The following is a 24,729-nucleotide window of genomic DNA, read 5'->3' as shown; positions in this document are numbered from 1 at the left end:
CGTGGAGGAGTTACCTCTCCTTCACGAAGACCAGTACTCTCAGAGGTATGAGTTCTCTTCCTACCGCCGAAGACGTTTTAGACACTACGGATGGCATCCTTCCTCTCCCCGAAGTTGCCCAGCTTCTTAACGTTCCCGTAACGCGCGTTCACCAACTGCTCCGTCAACAGCAGCTGATTGCTGTTGAACGAGATGGAGTCGTCGGGGTGCCCGCACTGTTCTTCGACGAGCAGGGTATTGCTAAACACATTTCTGGTCTCATCGCGGTCCTTGCCGATGGTGGTTATTCCGCCACGGAAATTCTGCACTTCCTCTATACCGCCGATGATTCACTGCCAGGCAGGCCGATCGATGCCCTGCATGGCCACCTCGCGCGGGAGGTTATGCGCCGGGCGCAGGCAATGGCGTTGTAGACGGAGCGTCTTCCGCTCCACATGCCGTTGCACCAGCTGGCCTCTCGCTGATGGGCAGAGTTGCAGCAGTGAGAGGCCAGGTGTGTTCACCGCGTCCTAAGAACCAATACACGGTTACCCCAACGACGAGCGCGGCGCTTGCCCAGAAGTAGTTGTAGAGGCCGATGATGCCGTAGGGGAGCACAATGACGCATCCCCATGCACAGAAGGCTGCGATAATTCGGATGGCGCGACGGCTCAGTGCGAGAGCGCCAACGAACCCCAGGATCCACGAGTAGTACCAGGGGAATGCCAGCGAGTTAAAGAAGCACAGCACCAGAAAACCTATAGCCAGACCTCGCAATGCTTGGAGAGGCGTCTTGCGGTAATGGGCCCATACGAGGATGACGAGCAGCCCCATGACAATGCTAAAGATACTGCGTGCCGCGCCGAGCGTGACGGTAAAGCTAGGTCCGCCAGAGTGACTACTTACCATGGCCGTGAAGTGGGCTAACGCTGTGGGAAAGGCGAGCCAGTTAATGACTTTGCCAGAGCCCTGTAGCGCAGCGAGGAAGCCCAGTCCGGTTCCGGTGGTAAACGATACTGCCGCAAAAATGGCGACACTCAGCACCGCGCCGCCTGCAGCGGTAGCAAGGAAGTAGCCGACGAGTTTGCCGCGACTTTCTACCGCGGCAGCGGCGTCGGGAATGTTCCCTGGTGCGGTGGTCTGTTGCGTTTTTCCGGCGGCGCGGAGATGCGCAACCCAGATCCAGATGAGGAAGGGGAGGGCGACGAATGCTGTTGCTTTGATAGCGGCACCCAGGGTGATGACGGTAATACCAAGAAGATGCTGACGGCGCAGTGAGAGGGCCAGTCCCACCACCATGAGAGCAACCATGAAGGCCTCATTATGCATGCCGCCCACGAGGTGCAGCAACATGAGGGGATTAACGCCGGCGAACCAGATGGCCCAGACCGGCGAGGTTCCCAGCGACCGCGCTATAGTCTGCGCTCCCCACATGATCCCTACCATGGACAGCATGCAGAGAAGTTTGACGAGAAAAACCCCGGCGTGGATATTGTTGTGCGTGATAATGATGATGAGTTCCATCAGCCCCAAGTGGAGAGGCCCATAGGGGGTGGTGGTATTGCGCCAGTCTGCTGACACCTCAAGATAGAGAGGGTCGACGTGCCCGGGTTCGTTAAGAATGTTCGGACCGACCTGGTAGGCAGAGGAACCAGCGTGTTGGATTGCACCTTGTGCCAGGTAGGAGAACACGTCTCGGGACAGGATTGGCCCCGCGATGAGGAAGGGTACCATCCACACCACCGCGATGAGACCGATAGCTGGTGCGCTGAGGAGGGCGCGCTGGTCGTTATCGAGGAGAAAAGCCCCGAGCCGTACCCAGTTAATGACGAGCAGCAGGATGCCGAGCCAAAAAAAGACTTGGCACAGTAACTGCCCGTGGCCGTAGCGTAGCCAGTCCAGGTGGAGCGGTACGAGCCAGGAATTCACTGCATATTTTGCGCCAGCTCCCCAGGACGCGAATGAGATGAAGAGTGCGCCCGCCATACCCCACCAAAGCAGGGGGAGGAGGCTGAGGCGGCGTAGTTCGGAGTAGGCGGTACGAACTGTGTTTGCCATCGGTAGTCTCCTTCGCCAGTGTCTCGTTCTGCCTGATATTGTCGCACGTCTACGTCTTTATCCGCGGATTGTTAGTGCAGTAGTCGGAGAGGAAGGGCGTTCACGGTGTCAGTAGTCGCGTCGGGTGACGGTGTCGATCATGGTTTGTAGAGACTCAGTGACGGCAGGGGAAATCTCGTGGTGGTGGAGTAGGTTGAGGAGACTCTCGTTTGCGGTGGCCGAGAGGGAGCTGATTTCTGCTTCACTGCGGGTGACGGCGCCACTTTCACGGAGGAGGGTGCGGGCGCGATCAAGTTCTTCTGCAGAGAGGGGGCGACCGATGAGGTTCCACAGTTCGTCGTGTTCGGCGGGCGCGAGATGGTCGAGTGCATCTGCCAGGAGCTTGGTTCGCTTCCCTTCCCGTAGATCCTCCCCGGAGGGTTTCCCGGTTTTTCCAGAATCTCCGAAGACACCTAGGAGATCGTCGCGGAGCTGGAAGGCAATTCCTAGGTTGACGCCATAGTCGCTGAGCCCTTGGAGGAGGAGAGGGGAGGCTCCGGCACATGCTGCGCCAATGTGGAGGGGACGTTCGATCGTATAAGCGGCCGTCTTAAATCGGTTGACACGCCAGGCGTTGTCCGCATCGCAATAGGGGAGAGTTTCCCCTTGCATATCGAGGTATTGTCCAGTGAGCATTTCTGTCCGCATGGCGGTCCAAAAGGGGAGTGCACGTTGGAGTGCGGGGGCCGTCAACCCGGCGCTGAGAAACATGTCGTCGGCCCAGCTCAGTGCGATGTCACCGAGGAGGATCGCGGCTGATTGTCCGATTGTTGCGCTATCACCAGTGGCCTGGTGAGTGGTGACAGCCTGTGCGTGCTGCGAGGAAAAGTGGGTGTGTGCGGCGGGACGGCCGCGGCGGGTCTCTGAGGCGTCGATGATGTCATCGTGGATGAGGGCGCCGGCCTGGACAAACTCTAACGAGGCAGCGACGTTGTGGAGTGCGTCGGTGAGTTCTGGGTAGTGGTCTCCTCCGGCAGCCAACCACCCGAACCAGAGGAAGGTGGGGCGGATGCGTTTTCCACCGTCACAGACGAACCGTTCGAGAACGCCAAGCCACTCATCGGCGACTGGCCCCATGGCTGCGCATCCAGCACGGCGTTGCTGGCAATAGGTATGTAGCAGTTCCGTAATGTGGTCCTGCCAGTTCGCTGGTAGCAGCGGGGGAGTCGTCGCTGGCGATGAAGACACAGTTCCTCGATTCATTACAATGTTGAGCATGGTCACAACTAGCGCAAGCTCTGTCCTAGATCGTATCGAGGAATCGACGACGGGGCGTATTCCATTTTCGGTTGAGTTCTTTCCGGCTCGTACGGATGAGGCACTGGAGAAGCTGTGGGCGTCTGCCAAAACGTTCGAGCGATGGGGTGCCTGCTTTGCGTCAATGACCTATGGGGCGGGCGGCTCCAATCGGGATCGCATGGTAGATGTGACGGCACGTATGCAACGTGAAACGTCTCTGCTGCCTCTCGCACACCTGACCGCCGTCAATCATTCTCGGGCAGAACTAGAGCAGGTGCTGCAGGCTTTTGCGGACAATGACATCCATAACGTGTTGGCATTGCGTGGTGACCCGCCGGGAGATCCGTTGGGGGTGTGGCGAAAGCACCCTGATGGGGTGGAGTTTGCCTCGGAGCTGGTGGAGATTATTCGCGAAAGGGGGGGCTTCCATATAGGTGTGGCGGCATTCCCGAGTGGTCATTTCCGCGCTCCTACGTTGGAGGCGGACACTCAGTTCACGTTGCAAAAACTACGCGCTGGGGCAAGCTTTGCTGTGACCCAGATCTTCTTTGAAGCAGATGCGTACTTGCGGCTGCGTGATCGTCTAGTCGCAGCGGATATGGAGAGTGGCAGTCGGCCGCTCATCCCATCGATTATGCCTATCATGTCGTTGAAATCTGCTCACCGGATGGTTCAGTTGTCTGGTTCGCGGCTGCCGCGGAGTGTTGAGCAACGCTTGGACAAAGCAGCGGGTAGCGGGCCGGAAGAGAATGTGCAGGCTGTCAGTGACTTGGGTATCGAAATGGCTCTGGAGATTTGCGAGCGTTTGATCGCGGAGGGTGTACCCGCTCTGCATTTCGACACGTTGAACAAGGTTTTCCCCATCGCAAATGTGCTGCGGGGGTTAGGGATTATTTCTGATGCCGAGCTAGAGGTGGCGAAGAACGCATGCTAAATCAGGTCATTTGTGCAGAGGTATATACGCACAGCTGTCAGATGGGGTTCATCCCGAGTTGGGGTTGCAGGAGAGGCGTCGCCAAAGGTGCTACTCCGCTGTAGCGGGATGGACGAGTATGCCGAAAGCACGCTGATCGCCAGGGAAAGTGAAGTCTCGCAGTAGGTCTCGGAAACCCATCGTCCGATAGAGTCGCCACGCCGCATTGCGTTCCTGAGGTACTTCGGGGGTGGAGAGGAGCACGTGATGGCCGGCACTGGCGGAGAGCATGCTACTGAGGAGCTCCCGTCCTACTCCCCGTCCTTGGTATGCGGGGAGAACGTGTAGCTCAGAAAGTTCAAAGTAGTTGTTCATCAGTGCGGAGATGCTGGCGGGGGGGTAGTCGACACGTTTCAATCCCTCGCGAATTTTGTCACTCCACCACGATCGGGGATCTCCACGGTAGCCAAAGGTGATTCCTACCAGCGGATCGTGGAAGGGGTTTGGTGCCTGTAGCGGATTCTGTTGGGAGTGCGTCGCGAATGCGGCATAGGCAGTCCATCCGGGATTAAGGATGGATCGTTCCCAGGGGTCTCGTCGTAGCATTCGCCATTCTGGACCGTAGTTCATCGCAGTGAGGTAGACATCCATTGCGTCGCTGAGCCGTGCGCGCATGAGAGCGGGTGTGAGGAGCACGACTCTGGGGGTGGTGCGGAGTGTCATAGCTTCATTCCACCACGCATGGGACTGTTCTGGGGGTGCTCTGGGAGTTTTTGTTACACCCCTTAGTTATTCTCACGGTGTCTTCCCCACAGGATTGTGATGAGGAGAGGCTAACAGCGCTACACCACTATTCCACAAAGTGTGTATACGTATCGTGTGGTCTTCATCAAACATGCCGAGGGGGATGGCTACACGATGAGTCGATGAAGACGAAGGAAGCAACATTAATGACACGGGATCAAGCGAGAAGCAGTGCCGAGTACTTTTACTCGCGTGCTGCCGCGGAGGATCCGCGAGAAAGTGTCCGCTCTAGCTATCTTGCGGCAGTAAAAGGCGCAGGAATCATTCTTGCTGCACATCCGCGGATTGCGAAGACCCGCCCGCTGACTCGGGATGTGTGGACGTTACTTGGTCGGCTGTCATCTGAGTGGGAGGAGGACATTGTCTACTTCCGTCGGTTAGGAACGTTGCGTCGGGATATTGAGATGGGGCTGTCGGTGGCAGTGTCCGTAGAGATGGCAAATGAGGTATTTCATCGGGTGGGGCGTTTTCTCGATCGTATCGATGCCGCTCACGAGGATATTGAAGCGGCCTAGCGGGTGGAGGCAACTCTGCCACTTTCGTGGTGAGAACCCGAATTGACACGTACACTAGAGGTACTCGCTATGAGGAAATGCACTATGTAGAGGAGTTGAACGCCGATGGCACTCTCGGATCGTGAGCAGCAAATGCTCGATGAGATTGAGAGCGCACTCACCGAGGACGTTGCTTTTACCGAATCGGTGCGCAAGGTGAACGTTGCCTCCCAAGACCGATCGGTTATGCGGGGTTGGGTCATTATCGCAGTCGGTGTAGTTCTTCTGTTCGCAGGCTTTTTCGTGAAGATTGCGGGTTTCCCGCTACTGTCGTTGGTGGGCTTTGGTCTGATGTTCTGGGGTGGCATTCTTCTTATCCGTCATGCTGACCGGAGCAATGGGGCGGGGCGGAGCAAAGTTCCGAAGCGCGCGATGTCCACTGCCGCCAAGCGGGCTTCGAAAGGTTCCGGTCGCTCGAAGCGTGGAGGCGCTGGAAACGGGCTGGCAGATAGCTTTCAACGACGGTTCGATGATAGGCATCGCTAGGAGACACAATTTAATGGTGGAGGCATTGCTGTCCACTCTCATGAGACCCCTGCAACCCGCGGGGGTTTCCTTGTCTTTGCACTGCCTAGTGCCGTGCTCAATTGCCTTTTATTGTCAGTCTGCAGCAGTTAGTTATCGCTGAGGGAGAGTGCTCCAGACCTTCAGGAGGGCCTTTTACACGCATGTTGAGAGGGTAATTCTGATGTATTCCTCAATTCCCCACTTTCCCCCACAAATTTTTCCCAAGAGTAAAGACGAGTCGCCTTTAAACCTCAGAATTGCTGAAAAATAGCAGTTCAATGGTTTTTTATGGGGTAAAAGTGCTTTAAATTTCTCAAATGACCATAATTACTAAAGTTATCTATGTGAAAAATGTTAACAATGTTACTTGAAAGAGGGGGCGGTAAGGGACGGTTGAAGGAAACTCGCCCCACTGAGTAAAAAGCCAGAATAAGTGGTATTTTTCTAGGGAAAAATTCTGTAAGACACGCGTTTTTTATTGTTGAGTGGGGGATAGTGGGGTAGAGTGGAGCACATAAGAAAGAAGTGGTAAATAATCGGGAAGATAACCCGGTCGGTGGTGGAAGGCGGTGGTGCGATGTTCCTCGGCACCTACACGCCCAAGCTGGACGACAAAGGGCGCCTCACCCTTCCTGCCAAGTTTCGTGACGAGCTTGCCGGCGGCGTGATGGTGACGAAAGGCCAGGATCACTGCTTGGCCGTTTATCCCCGAGAGGAATTCGCGCGGTTGGCTCGCCGGGCAGCGCAAGCGCCCCGGACGAAACCAGAAGCTCGAGCCTTCCTCCGTAGCCTGGCCGCGGGAACCGACGAGCAATTCCCCGATGCACAAGGACGTGTCACTCTTTCCGCCGACCACCGTCGGTACGCAGAACTCAACAAAGAATGCGTCGTCATCGGCGCTGTCGACTACCTGGAAATCTGGAACGCCGAGGCTTGGGCCGAATACGCTGCCGCCAACGAACAGGCGTTCTCAGACGCACAGGACGACGCACTACAGGACATCTTCTAACGAAGAGACCCCCGTGACACCTCCATAGCGGTTTATACGGAGATGCCACCAGGCCTCTGACCGGCTGGCCCCTGACGTACTTCCCCAACGCCAGGTTCCGTCGGCCAGGGACCCGATGGCATCTCTTTATTTGCCCACTACCCCTCTCTCACCTCGCAGAAAGGAGCGAGACATGTCCGATCGGCATATCCCCGTGATGCTCGACCGCATCGTCGAGCTCCTTACCCCTGCATGCAGCGAGCAGTACAGTGAGAGACCCATTATCGTTGACGGCACCTTGGGATTAGGCGGCCACAGTGAGGCGATCCTGCAACGCATCCCCAATGCGTGTGTTATCGGTCTTGACCGTGACACACAAGCCCTCGCACTCGCCACTGATCGTCTTGCGCCATTCGGAGACCGGTTTCTCGGCATCCACACGGAGTACCACCACATTGCCGACGTGATCGCTGCCTCGGAGCACCCCCTTTGCCAGCAAGCGCAACGGCTGGGCATCAACGGTGCTCTCTACGATCTGGGAGTATCCTCCATGCAGCTCGATGACGATGAGCGCGGATTCTCCTACAGTCGTAACGCCCCTCTCGACATGCGAATGGATGCGACCACTGGCATTACTGCAGCGGACATCCTCAACACCTATGACGCACACGACCTTGCCTATGTGCTCCGCGCATACGGTGATGAAAAATTCGCCAGCAGAATTGCCAACGCTATCGTCAAGGAACGCGCCAGCACCCCATTCTGTGAGTCGCAACAACTCGTCGACCTGCTGTATCGGGTTATCCCTGCGGGTGCACGTCGAACTGGAGGACACCCAGCAAAGCGGACTTTCCAAGCCCTGCGAGTCGAGGTCAATCACGAACTCGACAGCCTGAAAGCAGCACTGCCAGCCATCCTCGACCTCCTTGCAGTGGGAGGACGAGCAGTCTTCATGTCCTATCAAAGCCATGAAGACAAACTTGTGAAAAGAGAATTTGCAGCCGCCTGTGCCTCCCGCACTCCGGTGGATCTCCCCATTGAGCTACCAGGTACCCAACCCCACTACGCTCTGGTGACCCGTCGCGCAGAAAAAGCCGACGAGAACGAAATTGCCCACAATCCCCGTTCCGCTTCCGTGCGGGTGCGGGTCATTGAACGCCTAGAGAGGGACGCAGCATGATCGAGACCTTCGCCCGGCCCCGCAGCCGTACGCAGCGCATCGATTCCCACCCACGGCACCGTACCGCATCCGCCCAACGAGCAATTGATCGGCGTAATCGGCGCCTCGCCCGTACCATACAAGTCTCCACCGGTGCGGCCGTCCGCAATGGCGGAGCTGGCAGCGTCGCATCCTCCGCCATCCGTGGTCGTAGTCGCGCGTCGATTCAAGCCGCGATGAACCAGCACAGTACAGTGCGCCGCCTGCGCATCGGTAGGCTCTCGTTTGTGGCAGCTGTCCTTATCGTGCTGTTCATCGGAGTGGGTGTCTCCCTCGTCCTCTCCAGCTATGTGGCAAGTCAGTCTGAATCAGTAGTCGCCCTACAGCACACCAACAAAGAGCTCAAGGAACGCGACGCACAACTGACTAAACAACTGCAAGAATCTATGTCTGCAGCTCAGCTCGCGGAGAAGGCAGCTGCTATGGGGATGGTACCCAGCGGAGATGTTGCCACGCTCCACAAGGTCGGTCACAACGTCAAGGTGTTTGGCACCCCGAAAGCGGCAACGGGGCAAAGTCTGCACAATATCAACCCACCGTTGCCACAGCGAGTAGAGCTCAAGGTAGAAGAAGCTAGCGAACCCCCCATCGAAAAAGTGAATTTCGAGAAACGACACTCAACTGCCTCCTCGGAGCGCGTCTCAACCAGCCGCTAGCACCGTCGTTACACTGTGAATTAGGCCACTTGTGAAAACGAGGGGCGTACGAATACTACCCGAAGGAGCGGCAATGCAAGGAGGACGACCTGCCCCCCGGCGCTCGTCTGGAACGCGCTACACGCAGCCCGGGCCAGTGGGTCGTACTCCGCATCACGACTACCGAACAGGCCCCGCCGCTCAGAAAAGCTTGCGCGGTGCATTCCCCATTCTCAACCAGCGGCTCTCTACCGTCTCCATGAGCAAAAGGCTGCGCGGTGGCGGCATTGTGCTGGTAATACTCCTCGTCTTCTTCTTTGCACAACTCACCCGTGTACAAGTTTTCGAACGCCCGCGTCTCCTCGAAGAGGTCCAGAACCAGCGCACTGTCACCCAGATCCTGCACTCACCCCGTGGCGAGATTCTGGATATCCATGGCACCCGGCTGGCCTACTCTCGAGACGCACGAAACCTCACCTTCCAACCCTCAATCGTGCGCCAGCAAATGCAGTCTGCACGAGAAGCTGACCCAAGTGCCTCATCCTTTACCGAGTACATCACCGGAATTGCGAATATGTTGGCATCTGAGATTCCTGGTGTGGATGCTGACGACATGATGACCCGTATGTCCTCGAACGAGTCATTTACCTATCTGGCGAAAAACGTCGACCCAGTGGTCGCCACCCGCGTCGTCGATAAATACCCCCAGGTCGGTCAGGAATATCAACAAATTCGTGAATATCCTGGAGGGAGCCTCGGAGCCAACATCATTGGTGCAGTGGGTGTCGACAATAACGGCATTTTGGGTCTTGAATCCTCTGAAAACACGCTGCTAGCTGGTCGAGATGGGGAGCGAACCTACGATCAAGCAACCGATGGTGCCTTCATCCCGGGGTCGGAGCGGAACGACATCGACCCCGTTCCCGGCAGCACCATCACCCTGACGTTGGACGCAGACGTCCAGTACTTCGTGCAGGCGGCAGTAGAGTCCGCAAAGATCAACTCCGGCTCCCACAACGCAGGAGTCGTTGTCCTCGACGCAAAGACCGGACATGTGGTGGCGATGGCAAACGACACCACCTTCAACCCCAGTGCAAACCTGCTACGGCAATCTGATTTCGATATGGGCAATCCGTCCATCACTAGTCCCTTCGAACCGGGTTCCGTCAACAAGATCGTGACGGCCACCGCCGCCATCCACTACAACGTGGCAAAACCCACCGAGGTATTTCAAGTTCCCGGGCAAATTCAGATGGACTCCGTAACAGTACGTGACGCTTGGGTGCACGGTGTCGTCCCCTACACAATGACGGGTATCTTCGGTAAGTCCTCCAACGTGGGCACACTGATGATCGCCCAACGTGTCGGAAAAACCCGTTTCGCCGAAATGCTGCGAAAATTTGGGCTCGGCCACACCACCGGCATTGAACTAGCAGGGGAGAGCGCAGGCGTCGTTCCCGCCTTACGCCAATGGCAGGGAGGCAGCTTCGCCAACCTCCCCATCGGTCAGGGCCTCTCCCTCACCCTGCTGCAAATGGCCTCCATGTACCAAACTATCGCCAACGATGGACTTCGCATACCACCTCGCATTATCGCCTCTATCACCAAACCCAACGGACAAGTGGTTCACCAAGACTCACCCGCCGGTGTCCGTGTCGTATCCGCTGAAACGGCCCGTACCGTCCGCAATATGTTCCGAGCTGTCGTCCAGCAAGACACCGGCTACCAACAGGGCACCGGACCACAAGCCTCGGTAGAGGGCTATCAGATTTCCGGCAAAACTGGCACCGCGCAGCAAGTCGATCCACGCTGTAACTGCTACTCGAACAGCATGTACTGGATTACCTTCGCCGGAATCGCCCCCGCCGACAATCCCCGCTACGTCATCGCGATTATGCTCGACAACCCGGTCCGCGGAGTGCACGGCGAAGGTGGACAGTCCGCCGCACCTCTCTTCCACGACATCGCCCAGTGGCTTCTCGCCCGGGATAATGTGCCACTCTCGCCACCCGCCCCGCGCCTAATCCTGCAAGCGGGGTAAAACCGGTAATCTTAAGAGCACAGAAACTGCGCAGCACGCCCGTCGGAAAGAACAATTATGCAGACCCTCAAGGCCCTCGCCACGCTCTGTGACACCACCCTGACACGTGGGGATAGCGACACCCCTATCTCCGGAATTACCCTGACATCGTCAAAGGTAGAACCTGGCGACATGTTCGCGGCCCTCCCCGGTCTACACGTCCACGGTGCCCGTTTTGCTGCCGACGCCGCAGACCGCGGTGCGCACGCTATTCTCACAGACCCAGAAGGTGTCGACATTATTGCGGCAGCTGGTAACGATACCCCAGCACTCCTTGTCGTTGACGATGTGCGGGCCGTCCTCGGCACCGTCAGTGCAGCGATCTACGATCACCCGTCAGATGCCGTCCCGGTCATTGGCATCACCGGCACCTCGGGAAAAACCACCACTGCCTACCTCATCGAGTCTGCGTTTCGAACTGCGGGGCATTCCGTCGGCATGATCGGTACCACTGGATCCCGTATCAATGGCACGCGTGTTCCAAGTTCTCTCACCACCCCAGAAGCCCCCGACCTCCAGCGCCTATTTGCCACCATGCGAGATGCGGAGGTCCACCGTATCGTTATGGAAGTTTCCAGCCACTCGTTGCTGCTCGGCCGTGTTGCTGGAACTCGGTTCCGCATCGGTGCCTTCCTCAACCTGTCCCAAGACCATCTCGACTTCCACCCCACCATGGAAGACTACTTCCTTGCGAAAGCCCGCCTCTTTACCCGCGATTCGGGTGCATGCTGTGATAGAGCCGTCATTTGTGTTGACGACGAGTGGGGTCTTCGCATGCGAGACATCGCTGCGACGTCTGGATGTGACCCCGTCACAGTATCGACCACCGGCCCCGCCGACTACACTGCCGGTCCCTCAACAGTTGCTAACGATGGCACACAACACTGTACGATTACAGACCCACGCGGGCACAACCACACACTGACTCTGCCCATGCCAGGACGTTTCAACGTCGCCAATGCGCTCGTCGCTCTGGCGGTGGCGGAACAAGCCGGATTGACGATTGAAGACTCGCTCACAGGCATCGCCTCAGTGGTTGTGCCTGGTCGGCTCCAGCGCATCGACGAAGGGCAAGACTTCCTTGCCGTCGTTGACTATGCTCATAAGCCAGCTGCGGTCGCTGCCGTCATCGCCGCCCTCCGCGGCGAAATTAAAGGCCGCCTGGCCGTTGTTCTCGGGGCAGGAGGCGACCGCGACTCCAGCAAACGCGCCATCATGGGACGAGAAGCCGCCCGAGGTTCCGACCTTCTCATTGTCACTGATGACAATCCGCGCTCAGAGGACCCTGCCACAATTCGTGCTGCTGTGGAAGCCGGTGCACTGGACCTGCCTTCCGCCGAACGTGGAGAAGTTCGCACCATTGGAGATCGAGCTGCAGCCATACGCGCTGCCATCGCCTGGGCACAGCCTGGCGATGCTATTCTGGTCGCCGGTAAAGGCCATGAGACGGGGCAGGAAGTGAATGGAGTTGTCCACCACTTCGACGACCGGGAAGAGGTCCAGGCTGCCCTACAGGAACGCCAAGCAGGCACACTCAACGCAGCCAACCCTAGCCGCACCAGAACAAACACTATCCAGGTAGAAGAAGGAAACGCGTGATCCCCCTCTCGCTTGCACAGATCGCCACCATCGTTGGCGGCACCCTTAATGAGGCAGCGGACCCACAGACCATCGTGGACGGCACTGTTGAATTCGATAGTCGGAAAGTAACCCCCGGGGGTCTCTTCCTCTGTATTCCCGGGGCGCGCGTCGATGGTCACGACTTTGCAACTACCGCAATCGCAGCAGGAGCTGCAGCAGTGCTCGCCAGCCGACCCGTGGATGTGCCAGCAATTATGGTGCAGCCACTCGGGAAGATCGACACCAACGCCACCGCCTTGGAAAATGACGAAGACGGATCTGCTGCGGCTGTCCTGCAGGCATTGGGGAAGCTCGCCCGACATGTCGTGAAGACTCTCGTCGCAGAAGAAACGCTAACAGTCGTGGGTATCACCGGCTCCTCTGGAAAAACAACCACGAAAGACCTCGTCAGCCAGGTACTTGCGGTGGGAGGCCCTGTCGTTTCCCCTCCCGGTTCCTTTAACAACGAGTTGGGGTTTCCCTGGACTGCATTGCGGGCTGACCGTGATACCCGCTTTCTCGTCCTCGAAATGTCAGCCCGGGGGATTGGACACATCCGTGATTTGGCAGACATTGTAGCCCCCAGCATCGGTGTGGTTCTCAATGTAGGACACGCCCACCTTGGCGAGTTCGGATCGCAAGAGGCTATCGCGCAAGCGAAAGGCGAGCTCGTTGAGGCTCTCCCCGCAGCAGCCTATGGTGGTTTCGCTGTCCTCAACGCTGATGACGAACGCGTGTCCCAAATGGCCCAACGCACCTCCGCTCGTGTCATCACCTACGGTACGCGCCCCAGTGCCGACTTCACTGCCGAGAATATTCGCCTCGATGAGCTCTCCCGAGCCAGCTATACCCTTGTCACTATGGGGGAGGAATATCCGGTTGAACTGGCAGTTTCCGGCCAACACAACGTGCTTAATTCCCTCGCCGCCCTTATTGTGGCGCACGCCTGCGATATCCCAATGAAACGAGCGATCAAGGCCTTGCGCTCTGCCACCATCACCTCTGGTCGCCGCATGGAAGTACGTGAGCTTGCTGACGGCACCATTGTCATTAACGACTCTTACAACGCGAACCCGGACTCTATGCGAGCCGCCTTCAGCGCGCTTGGCGCGATGGCACACCCCGCCCCGGATACTCATCGGAACAGCTGGGCTGTGCTGGGAATGATGGGAGAACTAGGGGAGGAGTCGGTCACACAACATGCAGCCCTCGCCGAAACGCTCGCTGCCTGCGGCATCGACCATGTGGTGTTGGTGGGGCGGTGTGCAGAGATGGATTCCCTATGCGACGCAGCCCAGGATATGGGAGTTTCCGTGGTGAGCGTAGATAATAAGGAGGACGCAGTCTCTTACCTTACCGAGCATCGCCACCCAGGTGACGTGATCTTGGTCAAGGCATCGCAGGCTGTTGGACTCTGGACCATTGCGGACGCAATAAGCGCTGCCGCCAATGGAGCAGCTGAGTAAAGGATCGAACTAGTGGCTCAAATTATTGTTGCGCTGTGCGTGTCAATCTTGGTCTCCATTTTGCTGACCCCAGTGCTTATCAAAAAGTTCCGGCAGGGCGGCATTCGCCAAGAGATTCGGGAAGATGGGCCACAAAGTCACCTCGTGAAGGCCGGCACCCCAACAATGGGCGGCTTGGCTATTCTGATCGGCATCTGGGCTGGGTATTTCTCCGGTGTCATTGTTGGTGCGGTGACAGGTCGAGGCGGTCCAGCAGCATCTGGTTTGCTAGTACTAATGCTCACCACCTGTCTAGGTCTGGTTGGTTTTGCAGACGACGGCATCAAAGTATTCAAAAACCGCAATCTTGGTTTGAGCCCCAAAGCAAAATTCTTCGGGCAATTCGTCTCCGCTATTCTCTTTGCTAGCCTGGCTATTTTCTTCCCCAACGAACATGGGCTCACTCCTGCCTCTAAGTTCTTCTCCATCACTCGGGATATTCCAGTCCTCAGCATGGCTGCCGGCGGTGGCATCATCTTCATTATTTTCGCCTACTTTGTCATCACCGCCTGGTCGAATGCCGTCAATATTACCGATGGCCTGGATGGCCTAGCAGCAGGTTCAATGGCGCTGGTGATGGGTACCTACACCATTATCACCTTCTGGCAGTTCCGCAATGCTTGTTCCACCACCGGCAATGCCATCGGCTGCTACCAGGTGCGAGATCCGCTAGATGTCTCCATGTTGTGCGCCGCCGCCCTCGGAGCCTGTATTGGCTTCCTGTGGTGGAACTGCAACCCTGCCAAGATCTTCATGGGAGACACCGGCTCTCTTGCACTCGGCGGTCTGGTAGCAGGCGTGTCGATCGTCACCCGCACAGAGCTGCTCATGGTCGTCATTGGTGCCCTCTTCGTCATCGAAATTTTCTCCGTGGTGCTCCAAGTGGGCTTTTATAAAGCTACTGGCCGACGCATTCTGCGAATGGCACCCTTCCATCACCACTTCGAGCTCGGCGGTTGGAAAGAGACCACGGTCATTGTCCGATTCTGGCTCCTGGCTGGTCTCTCCGCCGGCCTAGGTCTTGCCGTGTTCTACGCCGATTGGCTCTCTAAGGTGGCGGTGTAAATGCCAGCGATGCCCCTCAATCTCACTCACCAGCGTGTCCTGGTCCTCGGCGCAGGTGTTTCTGGCCGCGCCGCTGTGCGACTCCTTCAGCACATTGGGGCCACCGCCGTGCTGGTCGATGACAATGAAGCTGCACGTGCAGCCGCCACAGAACTAGCGGTGGACATCCTCACCATGGCCGAAGCTGAGGCTTCACTGGCAGATGCAGCATTGGTCGTCACCAGCCCAGGTATCCCCCCTCATCACCCGTTTTTTGCTGCTGCACAGGCAGTTGGCGTCCCCGTCTGGGGCGATGTTGAATTGTGCTGGCACGTCGATAAAGCCAACCTTTGTGGTCCTTCCCGAGTGTGGCTTGTCGTCACCGGTACCAACGGAAAAACCACCACAGTGGGTATGACCACAGCCATCTGCCAGCAGGCTGGAATGTCTGCGGTCGCTTGCGGCAATATCGGCTACCCCATTGAGGACGCGCTACTCGACCCCAGCCATCCCGATGTATTGGTGTGTGAGCTTTCGAGCTTCCAGCTCCATTGGGCTCCCAGCGTGACACCGCTTGCGGGAGCACTTCTCAACATTGACGAAGACCACTTAGACTGGCACGGCTCAGTCGACGCATACGCCGCCGCGAAAGCGCGAGTGCTTACCGGCCTCTACGGGATCGTGGGACTTGACGACCCCCGTGCTGCCGCAGCCGGAGAGAAATGCTCAGCACATTTCGTGGTGGGTTTCCGTACGGGAGAACCACTGCGTGGCCAGATAGGCGTCCACGAGAACGGGCTTTTCGACAACGCCTTTGGCCCAAATGAGGAAGCCCGTTTCCTTATCGAGTGCGCCGATATTCACCCGTCTGGTCCAGCTGGGATCCTTGATGCTGGTGCAGCTGCTGCGCTCGCTCTGGCGGCAGGAGCGATGCCGCAGGATGTGAACATCGCGTTACAGAACTTCGAGGTGGCGCCTCACCGCAACGCAGTGGTGGGGACCGTTGGCGGCGTAACCTATGTTGATGATTCCAAAGCAACCAATCCCCACGCGGCACGCAGCTCGATGTTGGGGTACCCCTCCATCGTCTGGGTCGCCGGCGGACAATTGAAAGGCGCAAATATCGCACCCCTCATTGACGAAGTGGGGGAGCGTCTGCGCGGTGCGGTTATTCTGGGGAAAGATGGAGATCTTATTGTCGAGGCGCTCCACCGCCAGCTACCAGAGTTACCCGTGGTACGGGTAACTACGGGAGACGACGGTACAGATACGCCGCCTCCTCCCACGGAGACCGAGCGAGCGATGGCAGAGGTCGTCGCAGCCGCCCGCGCAATGGCACAGCCCGGAGATACCGTGCTGCTGGCCCCCGCAGCCGCCAGTTACGACATGTTTACTGGCTATGGACAACGTGGCGATCTGTTCGCCGCGGAGGTTCTCAAACACTAAGACAGCGTATGCCACTTCGTGACCGGAGAAGGGAGGACACTATGACGACTGAGTCCACTCAGCGCTCCGGCACGGCCGTGTCTGCGCACAATACAGATGCCGAACGACCCGCCTCGGGTACACCACCGCGAACAGCGGATGGGTCGATCAAGACGAGCCTCCAGCGGTTGGCTGCCGGATTCCGAAACTACTACACCGGGCCACTAGCAGATGCCCACCTGATGGTGACGCTGTGCATCATCCTCTCCATTCTTGGTGTCGTGATGGTGCTTGATGCCTCCGGCCCCGCCTCACTACGCGATTACGGCAACTACTACTCCGTCTTCATCCGTCAATGCATCTTCATGATCATAGGATGGGTGGGCTTTTATATAGCGCTACGAGTGCCGTTCTCTCTGCTTCGAAAGATCGCATTCCCCCTCTACCTCCTCTCCATAGTGCTGCTGATTTTGGTGGCGATTCCCGGCATCGGCCAGGAGCGCAATGGTGCACGCTCCTGGTTCGACTTCGGGCCAGTCGCCTTCCAACCCTCTGAGCTCGCTAAAGTCATCATCATTATGGTTGTTGCCCTCTACTTAGGGCAGCTCACCCCCATGTCGAAAATCGGTGACACGTTACGTCCGATGGGGCTCTTCATTCCCGTCATTGTGCTGGTCATTCTGCAAAAGGACTTGGGTATGGCCGTTACCTGTGGCGTGGTGCTCTTGGCCTTCCTCTTCTTTGGTCGTCTACCCGGCTCGGTTATCTGGATCACTGCAGGCGGCGCTGCCGTCCTCTTTCTTATCCTGACGCTCACCACTGGTTTCCGAACCGACCGTCTGATTACCTATTGGCACCAGCTCACCGGTGGGAGCTATGACGCCCAGGGCGTGGGCTACCAGGCACGTCAAGCACAGCTGGCGCTCGCTGACGGCGGTTTCACCGGCGTGGGGCTGGGACAATCGCGAGCAAAATACTTCTATCTCCCTGAGGCTCCGAATGACTTTATCTTTGCCATCATTGGTGAGGAACTTGGATTTATTGGCGCCCTCGTCGTTGCAGTTCTCTACACTGTCCTCGGTTTTGTTGGCTTACGCATAGCCCGGCGAGTGTTGGATCCGTCACTGCGACTCATTGCCTGTGTGGGTACTACCTCCGTGGTCGTACAGGCCTTCATCAACATGGGATATGTGGTGGGACTTTTCCCTGTGACGGGTCTCCAGCTGCCACTTATTTCTGCCGGTGGATCCGCTACGGTAACAACGCTCTTCCTACTAGGTCTCATTACCAGCACTGCCCGCCATGAGCGCGCTGCCATAGCTGCGATTAGTACAGGTAGTGGCAAGTTTGGGAGAGCATTGCGGCTGCCAGTACCCCCTGTCTACGCTGTGGATGACACGCCCGACTTCGGTCGCTTTACTAACCTCGCCCGATGGATGGTAGGGGAGCACTCGACCGTTGATACAGCGTCACGGAGTACCGACCCTCGGTGGTCTCACCCACGCCCCGGCCCTCCCCGGGCGCCAACCCCGTCCGCAACCCTAGATTCTCCCCGTGGTTCCTCAGCCAGCTGGCAACCGTCCCGTAAACAAGCTGCGTCGCCTCGTGATCTGCGGACGCGTGGAAACGAGGGGCTATCCGTTGACCCACGCTCGGGAGCGACGCGTCCACGCATGAACGGGGGAGACCCGGCGCGCTCATCGCGTCCCTATCCTGCTGACGCCCCCTTGCCCCCATGGGAAAGCCGGCCAGATGGGCCACGTACATTACCTCCGCTGGAGCGACCGCAAGGCAGGCGTTGGAATCCGCCCTCGCGAGGGAGTGGTGGTGACTCCCGTTACGGTGGGCCACCCCCGGCCTAGCTCTAAGTTTTCCGCTCTGGACAACCTCACACGATAGGACAAAGGATGACATCGAAGCCCCTCTCTGTAGTAGTTGCTGGTGGTGGAACAGCCGGCCATATCGAGCCTGCTATGGCGGTTGCTGACGCGCTTACAGCACTCGACCCCAGCATTCGCATTACCGCGCTGGGAACAGAGCGCGGCTTAGAAAAGGACCTTGTCCCGGCACGCGGCTACGATCTGCGGATGATTGAGGCAGTTCCCCTGCCGCGGCGTGTCACGACAGAGCTTTTCCGCGTACCGGGTCGTCTCAGCCGGTCCGTGAAACAGGCCCGCGCCATCATGGATGAGGTGGAGGCAGATGTGCTCATCGGCTTTGGCGGCTACGTCTCGATGTCCGCTTACCTGGCCGCCCGCAAGGGACGTCACCACATCCCCTATGTGGTCCATGAGGCGAATGCGCGGGCGGGTATCGCCAACAAAATTGGGGCACGCCACGCAGATCGAGTGCTCGGGGCAGTACCAGGCTGTGGATTCCCCATTGAGGTTGTCGGCATTCCCGTCCGACCCGCCATTACTCAGCTTGATCGAGTGGCACTCCGCCGGGAAGCTCGCGAGTTTTTTGGACTCGACCAGGATGCCCCCGTTCTTCTTGAATTTGGTGGTTCGCAGGGAGCTCAGTCGCTCAATCGTGTCATGCATGATGCCCTGCCAGGCCTTGCCGAGAAGAACATCGGTGTTCTCCAAGCAGTGGGACCGAAAAACTACGATAGTGCTGATCCGGTGCTGGGAGGTGCTCCGGAAGGCGCGGAGGATCTTTTGCTTCCAGCCGGCATTATCGCCCGAAACGTCGCTCCATCCGGGGCCCCCGCCCAAGTGCAAGTACCCTACATTTCTGCTATGAACCTTGCCTATGCGGCTGCCAACCTCGTCATCTGTCGTTCTGGGGCTATGACGGTTGCCGAAATCTCGGCGGTGGGACTCCCTGCCCTCTATGTGCCGTTGCCCATCGGTAACGGTGAGCAAGCCCTTAATGCGCAGCCGGTTGTGGAAGCCGGTGGCGGTATTCTCATCGAAGACCACGATCTTACAGCCCAACAGGTAATTGACTGGGCGGACGAACTTCTCACCACTCCCGACAAGTATCAGGCGGCGGTAGCGGGCGCTTTTAGTGCCGGTTCCCGCAATGCGGCTGATGCGGTCGCGCGGGCAGCCTGTGAGCTCGTCGACTATCCCCTTAACGCCGGACACTAGTAGGAGAGACCATAAATGTTGACTGCTACCCTTCCTCCGGAACTTCAACACGTCCACATGATCGGCATTGGTGGCGCAGGAATGTCGGGTGTGGCTCGTATCCTGCTAGCCCGTGGCGGTGAAGTCAGCGGATCCGATGTACGCGACTCACGTGCACTAGTCTCGTTGAGTGCGCGGGGTGCTAAAGTCGCCGTTGGGCATGACATCGCCAACCTGGACCTTCTCTCGGAACGTCCCTCGTGCGTTATTGTTTCCTACGCTGCCATCCCTGACACCAATCCGGAGTTGCGGGAAGCACGACGTTTGGGAATTCCCATTCGCACCCGTTCTCAGGTCCTCGCCCAACTTATGAAGGGTTACCGTACTCTGTTGGTGGCCGGAACCCACGGGAAAACCTCCACGACCTCCATGGCCATCGTTTCCTTCCAAGGATTCGGATGCGACCCATCCTTCGCGGTGGGCGGCGCGTTGCATGAGACCGGCACTAATGCCCATCATGGCTCCGGTGACCTTTTTATTGCAGAAGCTGACGAATCCGATGCCTCCCTATTGCAATATCGGGCGAGTATTGCCATCGTCACCAATGTTGAACCTGATCATCTGAACTTTTTCGGCACAGCTGAAGCATATTGCCAGGTTTTTGCCGATTTTCTCGATTGCATTGAACCTGGTGGGGCACTGATTGTCTGCGTGGATGATCCGGGGTCTCGTACCTTGGCCCTGTACGCAGCCCAACGCGGCATCCGGGTGTTGGGCTATGGGACCGCGACGGCAGCAGCCCAAGCGCAACGCGACGGTATTCCGATGGGTGGTGTGCTAGAAGCATGGGAGCCCACTCTCGATGGTTTGGCCGCCCGGATACGTCTGGCGGGGGATGACAGCTCGCGTGAGTTGGTGCTCCCCGTGCCCGGTGAACACATGGCGCTCAACGCACTGTCCACGCTCGTGGCTGTCCGCGAGTATGGGGGAGACATGCGGGCTGCACTCGAAGCATTAACGCACTTCGGTGGGGTGAACCGTCGTTTTCAGTACCACGGACAGGTTGGCGGTATACGTGTGTACGACGATTACGCCCACCATCCGACGGAGGCACGTGCGGTACTTACTGCCGCCCGCGAAGTTGCCGATGCAGACGCGCAGGGTCTGGGACACCCGGGGCGTGTCGTTGTCTGCTTCCAGCCGCATCTGTATTCACGTACTGAGCAGTTCGCCACTGAGTTTGCGCATGCTCTGGATCTGGCCGACTATGCGATTGTGCTCGATATTTACGGTGCCCGGGAAAACCCAATGCCGGGCGTTACCAGCGAGTTGATTACTCGACAGCTCACTATTCCGCACAAGTACCAGCCGGACTTCTCCAAGGTTCCGTACGACGTAGCCGCAATCGCAGAACCCGGAGACATCGTCCTCACCATGGGAGCGGGCAACGTTACCATGGAAGCTGACGCTATTATCGCTCTCCTGAAAGGCTAATTGTGTCAGAGGAACGTCGTGCAGCTCTCTCGCACGCACTCCGCACAGCCCTCCAGACGATTCTTGGGCTTATCCTCACTGCCACCATGGCCGTTGCGATTGTGCTCTTCACAACGCCTCTATTCCTGGTGACGGAGACCTCGGTGGCAGGGCTGCGCGTGTTGACTCAGCAACAGGTTCTTCGACAGGCTCAGGTACCAATGGAGTCACGCATGGCGCAGCTCAGTACCCATGACATAGCGGTACGTGTGGCAGCGTTGCCACGGGTAAAACGCGTACGGGTGGAGAAAAGCTATCCACACCTGGTGACAATTGCGATCACGGAACGCGTGCCGGTGGCGTACTTTGCAGCAGAAGGCAAACTTTACGAGATGGATACGGCCGGTGTCGCCATGGTGGTGAGACGTCCCACCCTCCGCATCCCGGAAATCGTGGTGCCCGACCCGCTGCACAATACGCTCCAGCGAGAAGCTGCCCTGAAAACTGCACAAGAATTACCGCAGGACATTGTGCGTCGTGTCCGCACTATCGACGTCACCTCTGCGGCAATGGTGGTCTTGCGGCTGCGTGATGGTCGGATGGTTGAGCTGGGATCTCCCTCTCGTCTTGACGAGAAAGTGCAGTCCATGCGGATTGTGTTAACCCAGTCGGGGACGACCTGGAATGTTGCCAACCCAGAGCTTCCTACGCGACGTTAACCGGGAAGATTGCTGGCGGCGAATTAATTACGTTTCTCCCGGTGTGTCATCTTTGGCCCACTTCTGAGGATCTTTATCCTTTATCCACACTGAAGGACTCCCCTAACCTTCAACCTCAGCTTTAGACGGGAGAAGCTTTTCCAATGACTACGCCACAACACAATCTGGCCGTCATCAAAGTGGTCGGCATCGGTGGCGGTGGGACCAACGCCATCAAGCGCATGATCGGCGAAGGAATGACCGGCGTCGATTTCATTGCCCTGAATACCGATGAACAAGACCTCCTTGATTGCGATGCCCCCACCAAACTCGATATCGGGCAATCCACCACACGTGGCCTTGGCGCTGGTGCCGACCCCGCAGTGGGGGAGCGTGCTGCCCGCGACAACTCGCAGGACATTGAGGATGTCCTGACGGGTGCCGACATGGTCTTCGTGACCGCCGGTGAGGGCGGCGGCACAGGTACCGGAGGTGCCCCCATCGTCGCGGGCATCGCCCGCGACCTCGGGGCACTGACCGTTGCCGTGGTGACTAAGCCCTTCTCCTTCGAAGGGAAGCGGCGTGCAGAAAATGCTGCTAATGGTATTGAAAAGTTGCGCGATGCCTGCGACACCCTCATCACCATTCCCAACGATCGGCTGCTTCAGCAAGAAGACAAGACCATCTCTATCAACGACGCCTTCTCCAAGGCGGATGAGGTGCTCTTCAATGGTGTACAGGGCATCACCGACCTGATCTCCACACCGGGCCTCATTAACGTCGACTTCGCTGACGTGAAATCTGTTCTGGCAGACTCCGGTGCCGCACTCATGGGTATCGGCCGCGCATCCGGCAACGATCGCGCTAGTAAGGCCACGGACGCCGCTATCAACTCGCCGCTGTTGGAATACAGCATGGAAGGCGCCAAAGGTGTCCTGCTGTCCATCGCCGGTGGATCTGACCTGGGTCTCTTCGAAGCAAACGAAGCTGCCAGCATTGTCCGTGAAAAAGCACACCCGGATGCCAACATCATCTTCGGTACTGTCATCGATGACTCGCTAGGTGATGAGGTTCGCGTCACCGTTGTGGCAGCTGGATTCGAGGGTGGGGAACCGCCCGCCCGTGTCTTCGACAATGGAACTGCCAAGGACGAGGAAAGCTTTGAGGAGGTCGCTGAGAAGAGCTCCGGAATGAGCATCCGTCAGCGCGCCACCCGGGTCTCCGACGAAGACGACATCGATATCCCGCCCTTCATGAGGTAACGGACGGTTCTGCTGTTTCTGGTGAACGTGTCATGACTGCGCCTTCTACCCCCACACAGACTGCCAATAGGCTTTCACAGCCAGGCAATCTGCAGGTAAGGCGTGTCATCACCACCCGAGCTGGCGGTTATTCCACCGGCCGCTACCACGGATTGAACCTTTCCCTGGATGTGGGAGATAACCCCGTCACCGTCACCCGCAACAGGGAAAGGCTCGCCGAGAAACTCCAGCTCCCACTCGACCGTTTTGTCTATATGGAACAACTCCAAAGCCCCCATGTCAGCGTTGTCGAGGCAACCGCGGACAGTCGTTTCCCCGACCCTATCCCGGCCACCGATGCGCTCGTCACTACCGCACCTAACCTTGCTCTTGTCGTACTGACGTCGGACGCTGTCCCCGTGCTGTTAGGAGACGATGAAGCGGGTGTGATCGCCGCTCTCAATGGTTCGGCACTAGGAGTTCGAGCAGGGCTTGTTACCGCTACCCTGGACGCCATGCGTGAGTTGGGGGCTGATCCTCACCGCATGCATGCGCTTCTTGGTCCCTCCGCCACCGGCCGCAAGATGGCTGTCTCAGAGGCAATGGCGGAAGATATGGAAGCCCACGTTCCGCACACTCGCGCTCGGACAGCTACTGGACAGCCTTCTTTAGATCTGCGGCGCGGCATTGCCCACCAGCTCGTTGCAGCAGGGCTCGCAGGTGTCACCGTCGATCCGCGTTGCACGATTGAAGACCTCGCCTTCTTCAGTACCTATCGGGAACACAAGACGGGGTGCCAAGCCGGCGTCATTTGGAGGAGCAGTACCAATGACTGACAACACCATTGCATCCCGCTATCAGGCGACTCTCGACCGCATCGCAGAGGCCTGCCAGCGTGCAGGACGATCCCGTGAGGATGTCACCCTCATGGTCGTCACCAAGTTCCATCCGCTCGACGACGTCCTTGAGCTGGTTCGTCTTGGCGTTCGAACCTTTGGCGAAAACCGCGAACAGGAGGCTCGGCAAAAAGCACACGACTTGCTTGAACATGATGCGGTCGAGCATGTTCTCGCCGGAACACCCGCGGAGTGGTCCATGATTGGGCAACTGCAACGCAATAAGTGCAATGCAGTCGCCCGGTGGGCACACAGTGTCCATTCTGTTGATTCCGTACCTCTGGTCAAAGGCCTTGAGCGGGGGATGCAACGAGCTCTCGACGATGGCTCCCGGGAGAATTCACAACTGGGTGTGTATCTACAGGTCAGTTTGGATGGAGATACTGCGCGTGGTGGAGCATTGGAGAGTGACATCCCAGAACTTGCTGATCTTGTCGACGACTCCGACCATCTCGTTCTACGCGGGCTAATGTCAGTACCGCCGTTGGATGCAGACCCCAGTGCTGCCTTTGCGCATCTCTACGATCTCAGTCAGCAGCTACGCACCAACCATCCGCATGCCACAAAGATTTCTGCTGGTATGACGGGGGATATGGAGCAGGCCATCGCCCACGGTTCGACCTGTGTTCGAGTCGGAACGGCCATCCTTGGCCCACGTCCCACCCACTAATCCTGCTTGCCCCACGGGCAAGCGTACAGAGACCCATCATCCATAATCCAAGATACGGAGGCACCAAT

At 58.0% G+C, this 24,729-nt stretch carries 22 protein-coding genes; 19 read left to right on the top strand and 3 right to left on the bottom strand.

From position 1 onward, the window contains the following. The first annotated feature begins 47 nt into the window (after positions 1-47). Complete coding sequence (locus Q0X28_RS04160; RefSeq protein WP_296238775.1) at positions 48-413, top strand: Rv2175c family DNA-binding protein; 366 nt, start codon at positions 48-50, stop codon at positions 411-413. Here Q0X28_RS04160 and mptB read toward each other — a convergent pair. Both mptB and Q0X28_RS04150 read right to left on the bottom strand, forming a co-directional pair. After that, positions 382-2,037 (bottom strand): polyprenol phosphomannose-dependent alpha 1,6 mannosyltransferase MptB, encoded by a 1,656-nt coding sequence (gene mptB / locus Q0X28_RS04155; RefSeq protein WP_298576744.1) that lies wholly within the window; start codon positions 2,035-2,037, stop codon positions 382-384. The genes Q0X28_RS04160 and mptB overlap by 32 nt on opposite strands. 108 nt (positions 2,038-2,145) lie before the next feature. Beyond that, positions 2,146-3,264, bottom strand: coding sequence for a polyprenyl synthetase family protein (locus Q0X28_RS04150; RefSeq protein WP_296238771.1), 1,119 nt, complete (start codon positions 3,262-3,264; stop codon positions 2,146-2,148). A gap of 28 nt (positions 3,265-3,292) precedes the next feature. On the opposite strand from Q0X28_RS04150, the gene Q0X28_RS04145 reads away from it, so the two are divergent. Continuing rightward, a complete protein-coding gene (locus Q0X28_RS04145; RefSeq protein ID WP_296238769.1) occupies positions 3,293-4,249 on the top strand; it encodes a methylenetetrahydrofolate reductase in 957 nt (318 codons plus the stop codon). Between the two features lie 90 nt (positions 4,250-4,339). Here the strand turns inward: Q0X28_RS04145 and Q0X28_RS04140 are convergent, their stop codons facing one another. Then, on the bottom strand, positions 4,340-4,951 hold the full coding sequence (locus Q0X28_RS04140; RefSeq protein WP_298576741.1) for an N-acetyltransferase: 612 nt from the start codon (positions 4,949-4,951) through the stop codon (positions 4,340-4,342). Between the two features lie 203 nt (positions 4,952-5,154). Here Q0X28_RS04140 and Q0X28_RS04135 point away from each other — a divergent pair, with 203 nt between their 5' ends. The 17 genes from Q0X28_RS04135 to Q0X28_RS04055 all read left to right on the top strand — a co-directional run bounded on the left by Q0X28_RS04135 (position 5,155) and on the right by Q0X28_RS04055 (position 24,661). Then, entirely contained in the window at positions 5,155-5,547 is a 393-nt protein-coding gene (locus tag Q0X28_RS04135; protein WP_298576739.1) for an SAV_6107 family HEPN domain-containing protein, read from the top strand. A 105-nt stretch (positions 5,548-5,652) separates the two neighbouring features. Then, positions 5,653-6,072 (top strand): DUF3040 domain-containing protein, encoded by a 420-nt coding sequence (locus Q0X28_RS04130; RefSeq protein ID WP_298576737.1) that lies wholly within the window; start codon positions 5,653-5,655, stop codon positions 6,070-6,072. A gap of 598 nt (positions 6,073-6,670) precedes the next feature. Beyond that, the gene (mraZ, locus tag Q0X28_RS04125) at positions 6,671-7,102 is read left to right on the top strand and encodes a division/cell wall cluster transcriptional repressor MraZ (protein ID WP_296238760.1); all 432 of its coding nucleotides are present in this window, start codon (positions 6,671-6,673) and stop codon (positions 7,100-7,102) included. Between the two features lie 172 nt (positions 7,103-7,274). Then, positions 7,275-8,261: a 16S rRNA (cytosine(1402)-N(4))-methyltransferase RsmH gene (gene rsmH / locus Q0X28_RS04120; protein ID WP_298576735.1), complete on the top strand. Its 987-nt coding sequence runs from the start codon at positions 7,275-7,277 to the stop codon at positions 8,259-8,261. After that, positions 8,258-8,956 (top strand): hypothetical protein, encoded by a 699-nt coding sequence (locus Q0X28_RS04115; protein WP_296238756.1) that lies wholly within the window; start codon positions 8,258-8,260, stop codon positions 8,954-8,956. The genes rsmH and Q0X28_RS04115 overlap by 4 nt, the downstream gene beginning before the upstream one ends. 73 nt (positions 8,957-9,029) lie before the next feature. Continuing rightward, positions 9,030-10,976 (top strand): penicillin-binding protein 2, encoded by a 1,947-nt coding sequence (locus tag Q0X28_RS04110; RefSeq protein ID WP_296238754.1) that lies wholly within the window; start codon positions 9,030-9,032, stop codon positions 10,974-10,976. Between the two features lie 57 nt (positions 10,977-11,033). Further along, positions 11,034-12,614: a UDP-N-acetylmuramoyl-L-alanyl-D-glutamate--2,6-diaminopimelate ligase gene (locus Q0X28_RS04105; RefSeq protein ID WP_298576732.1), complete on the top strand. Its 1,581-nt coding sequence runs from the start codon at positions 11,034-11,036 to the stop codon at positions 12,612-12,614. After that, entirely contained in the window at positions 12,611-14,101 is a 1,491-nt protein-coding gene (murF, locus tag Q0X28_RS04100) for a UDP-N-acetylmuramoyl-tripeptide--D-alanyl-D-alanine ligase (protein ID WP_296238750.1), read from the top strand. Before Q0X28_RS04105 ends, murF begins: the two co-directional genes overlap by 4 nt. 12 nt (positions 14,102-14,113) lie before the next feature. Then, a complete protein-coding gene (mraY, locus tag Q0X28_RS04095; protein ID WP_296238748.1) occupies positions 14,114-15,205 on the top strand; it encodes a phospho-N-acetylmuramoyl-pentapeptide-transferase in 1,092 nt (363 codons plus the stop codon). Beyond that, positions 15,206-16,630, top strand: a complete 1,425-nt coding sequence (murD, locus tag Q0X28_RS04090) for a UDP-N-acetylmuramoyl-L-alanine--D-glutamate ligase (RefSeq protein ID WP_296238746.1) — start codon at positions 15,206-15,208, stop codon at positions 16,628-16,630. 41 nt (positions 16,631-16,671) lie between these two features. Continuing rightward, positions 16,672-18,471 (top strand): FtsW/RodA/SpoVE family cell cycle protein, encoded by a 1,800-nt coding sequence (locus Q0X28_RS04085; RefSeq protein ID WP_298576729.1) that lies wholly within the window; start codon positions 16,672-16,674, stop codon positions 18,469-18,471. Positions 18,472-18,516: 45 nt separating this feature from the next. Continuing rightward, positions 18,517-19,704 (top strand): glycosyltransferase, encoded by a 1,188-nt coding sequence (locus tag Q0X28_RS04080; RefSeq protein ID WP_296238742.1) that lies wholly within the window; start codon positions 18,517-18,519, stop codon positions 19,702-19,704. Between the two features lie 15 nt (positions 19,705-19,719). Beyond that, positions 19,720-21,177 carry a UDP-N-acetylmuramate--L-alanine ligase gene (murC, locus tag Q0X28_RS04075; protein ID WP_296238739.1) on the top strand — a complete coding sequence of 486 codons (1,458 nt, stop codon included), beginning with the start codon at positions 19,720-19,722 and terminating at the stop codon, positions 21,175-21,177. Positions 21,178-21,179: 2 nt separating this feature from the next. Then, on the top strand, positions 21,180-21,875 hold the full coding sequence (locus Q0X28_RS04070) for a cell division protein FtsQ/DivIB (RefSeq protein ID WP_296238737.1): 696 nt from the start codon (positions 21,180-21,182) through the stop codon (positions 21,873-21,875). Between the two features lie 143 nt (positions 21,876-22,018). Next, positions 22,019-23,116, top strand: coding sequence for a cell division protein FtsZ (gene ftsZ, locus Q0X28_RS04065; RefSeq protein ID WP_296238733.1), 1,098 nt, complete (start codon positions 22,019-22,021; stop codon positions 23,114-23,116). Positions 23,117-23,148: 32 nt separating this feature from the next. Continuing rightward, positions 23,149-23,931, top strand: coding sequence for a polyphenol oxidase family protein (locus Q0X28_RS04060; RefSeq protein WP_296238731.1), 783 nt, complete (start codon positions 23,149-23,151; stop codon positions 23,929-23,931). After that, positions 23,924-24,661, top strand: coding sequence for a YggS family pyridoxal phosphate-dependent enzyme (locus Q0X28_RS04055; protein WP_296238729.1), 738 nt, complete (start codon positions 23,924-23,926; stop codon positions 24,659-24,661). The genes Q0X28_RS04060 and Q0X28_RS04055 overlap by 8 nt, the downstream gene beginning before the upstream one ends. Positions 24,662-24,729: the final 68 nt, after the last annotated feature.

The sequence above is a fragment of the uncultured Lawsonella sp. genome (assembly GCF_947252745.1).
Classification (GTDB): Bacteria; Actinomycetota; Actinomycetes; order Mycobacteriales; family Mycobacteriaceae; genus Lawsonella.
Note: the sequence above shows the minus strand (reverse complement) of the source record. Positions and strands in the feature narration are given on the sequence as shown.

What these genes read in the sequence shown, in the direction of transcription:
- Q0X28_RS04160 (WP_296238775.1), top strand. Translation starts at nt 48, where the DNA reads ATGAGTTCTCTTCCTACCGCCGAAGACGTTTTAGACACTACGGATGGC.
- mptB (WP_298576744.1), bottom strand. Translation starts at nt 2,037, where the DNA reads ATGGCAAACACAGTTCGTACCGCCTACTCCGAACTACGCCGCCTCAGC.
- Q0X28_RS04145 (WP_296238769.1), top strand. Translation starts at nt 3,293, where the DNA reads ATGGTCACAACTAGCGCAAGCTCTGTCCTAGATCGTATCGAGGAATCG.
- Q0X28_RS04140 (WP_298576741.1), bottom strand. Translation starts at nt 4,951, where the DNA reads ATGACACTCCGCACCACCCCCAGAGTCGTGCTCCTCACACCCGCTCTC.
- Q0X28_RS04135 (WP_298576739.1), top strand. Translation starts at nt 5,155, where the DNA reads ATGAAGACGAAGGAAGCAACATTAATGACACGGGATCAAGCGAGAAGC.
- Q0X28_RS04130 (WP_298576737.1), top strand. Translation starts at nt 5,653, where the DNA reads ATGGCACTCTCGGATCGTGAGCAGCAAATGCTCGATGAGATTGAGAGC.
- mraZ (WP_296238760.1), top strand. Translation starts at nt 6,671, where the DNA reads ATGTTCCTCGGCACCTACACGCCCAAGCTGGACGACAAAGGGCGCCTC.
- rsmH (WP_298576735.1), top strand. Translation starts at nt 7,275, where the DNA reads ATGTCCGATCGGCATATCCCCGTGATGCTCGACCGCATCGTCGAGCTC.
- Q0X28_RS04115 (WP_296238756.1), top strand. Translation starts at nt 8,258, where the DNA reads ATGATCGAGACCTTCGCCCGGCCCCGCAGCCGTACGCAGCGCATCGAT.
- Q0X28_RS04110 (WP_296238754.1), top strand. Translation starts at nt 9,030, where the DNA reads ATGCAAGGAGGACGACCTGCCCCCCGGCGCTCGTCTGGAACGCGCTAC.
- Q0X28_RS04105 (WP_298576732.1), top strand. Translation starts at nt 11,034, where the DNA reads ATGCAGACCCTCAAGGCCCTCGCCACGCTCTGTGACACCACCCTGACA.
- murD (WP_296238746.1), top strand. Translation starts at nt 15,206, where the DNA reads ATGCCAGCGATGCCCCTCAATCTCACTCACCAGCGTGTCCTGGTCCTC.
- Q0X28_RS04085 (WP_298576729.1), top strand. Translation starts at nt 16,672, where the DNA reads ATGACGACTGAGTCCACTCAGCGCTCCGGCACGGCCGTGTCTGCGCAC.
- Q0X28_RS04080 (WP_296238742.1), top strand. Translation starts at nt 18,517, where the DNA reads ATGACATCGAAGCCCCTCTCTGTAGTAGTTGCTGGTGGTGGAACAGCC.
- murC (WP_296238739.1), top strand. Translation starts at nt 19,720, where the DNA reads ATGTTGACTGCTACCCTTCCTCCGGAACTTCAACACGTCCACATGATC.
- ftsZ (WP_296238733.1), top strand. Translation starts at nt 22,019, where the DNA reads ATGACTACGCCACAACACAATCTGGCCGTCATCAAAGTGGTCGGCATC.
- Q0X28_RS04060 (WP_296238731.1), top strand. Translation starts at nt 23,149, where the DNA reads ATGACTGCGCCTTCTACCCCCACACAGACTGCCAATAGGCTTTCACAG.
- Q0X28_RS04055 (WP_296238729.1), top strand. Translation starts at nt 23,924, where the DNA reads ATGACTGACAACACCATTGCATCCCGCTATCAGGCGACTCTCGACCGC.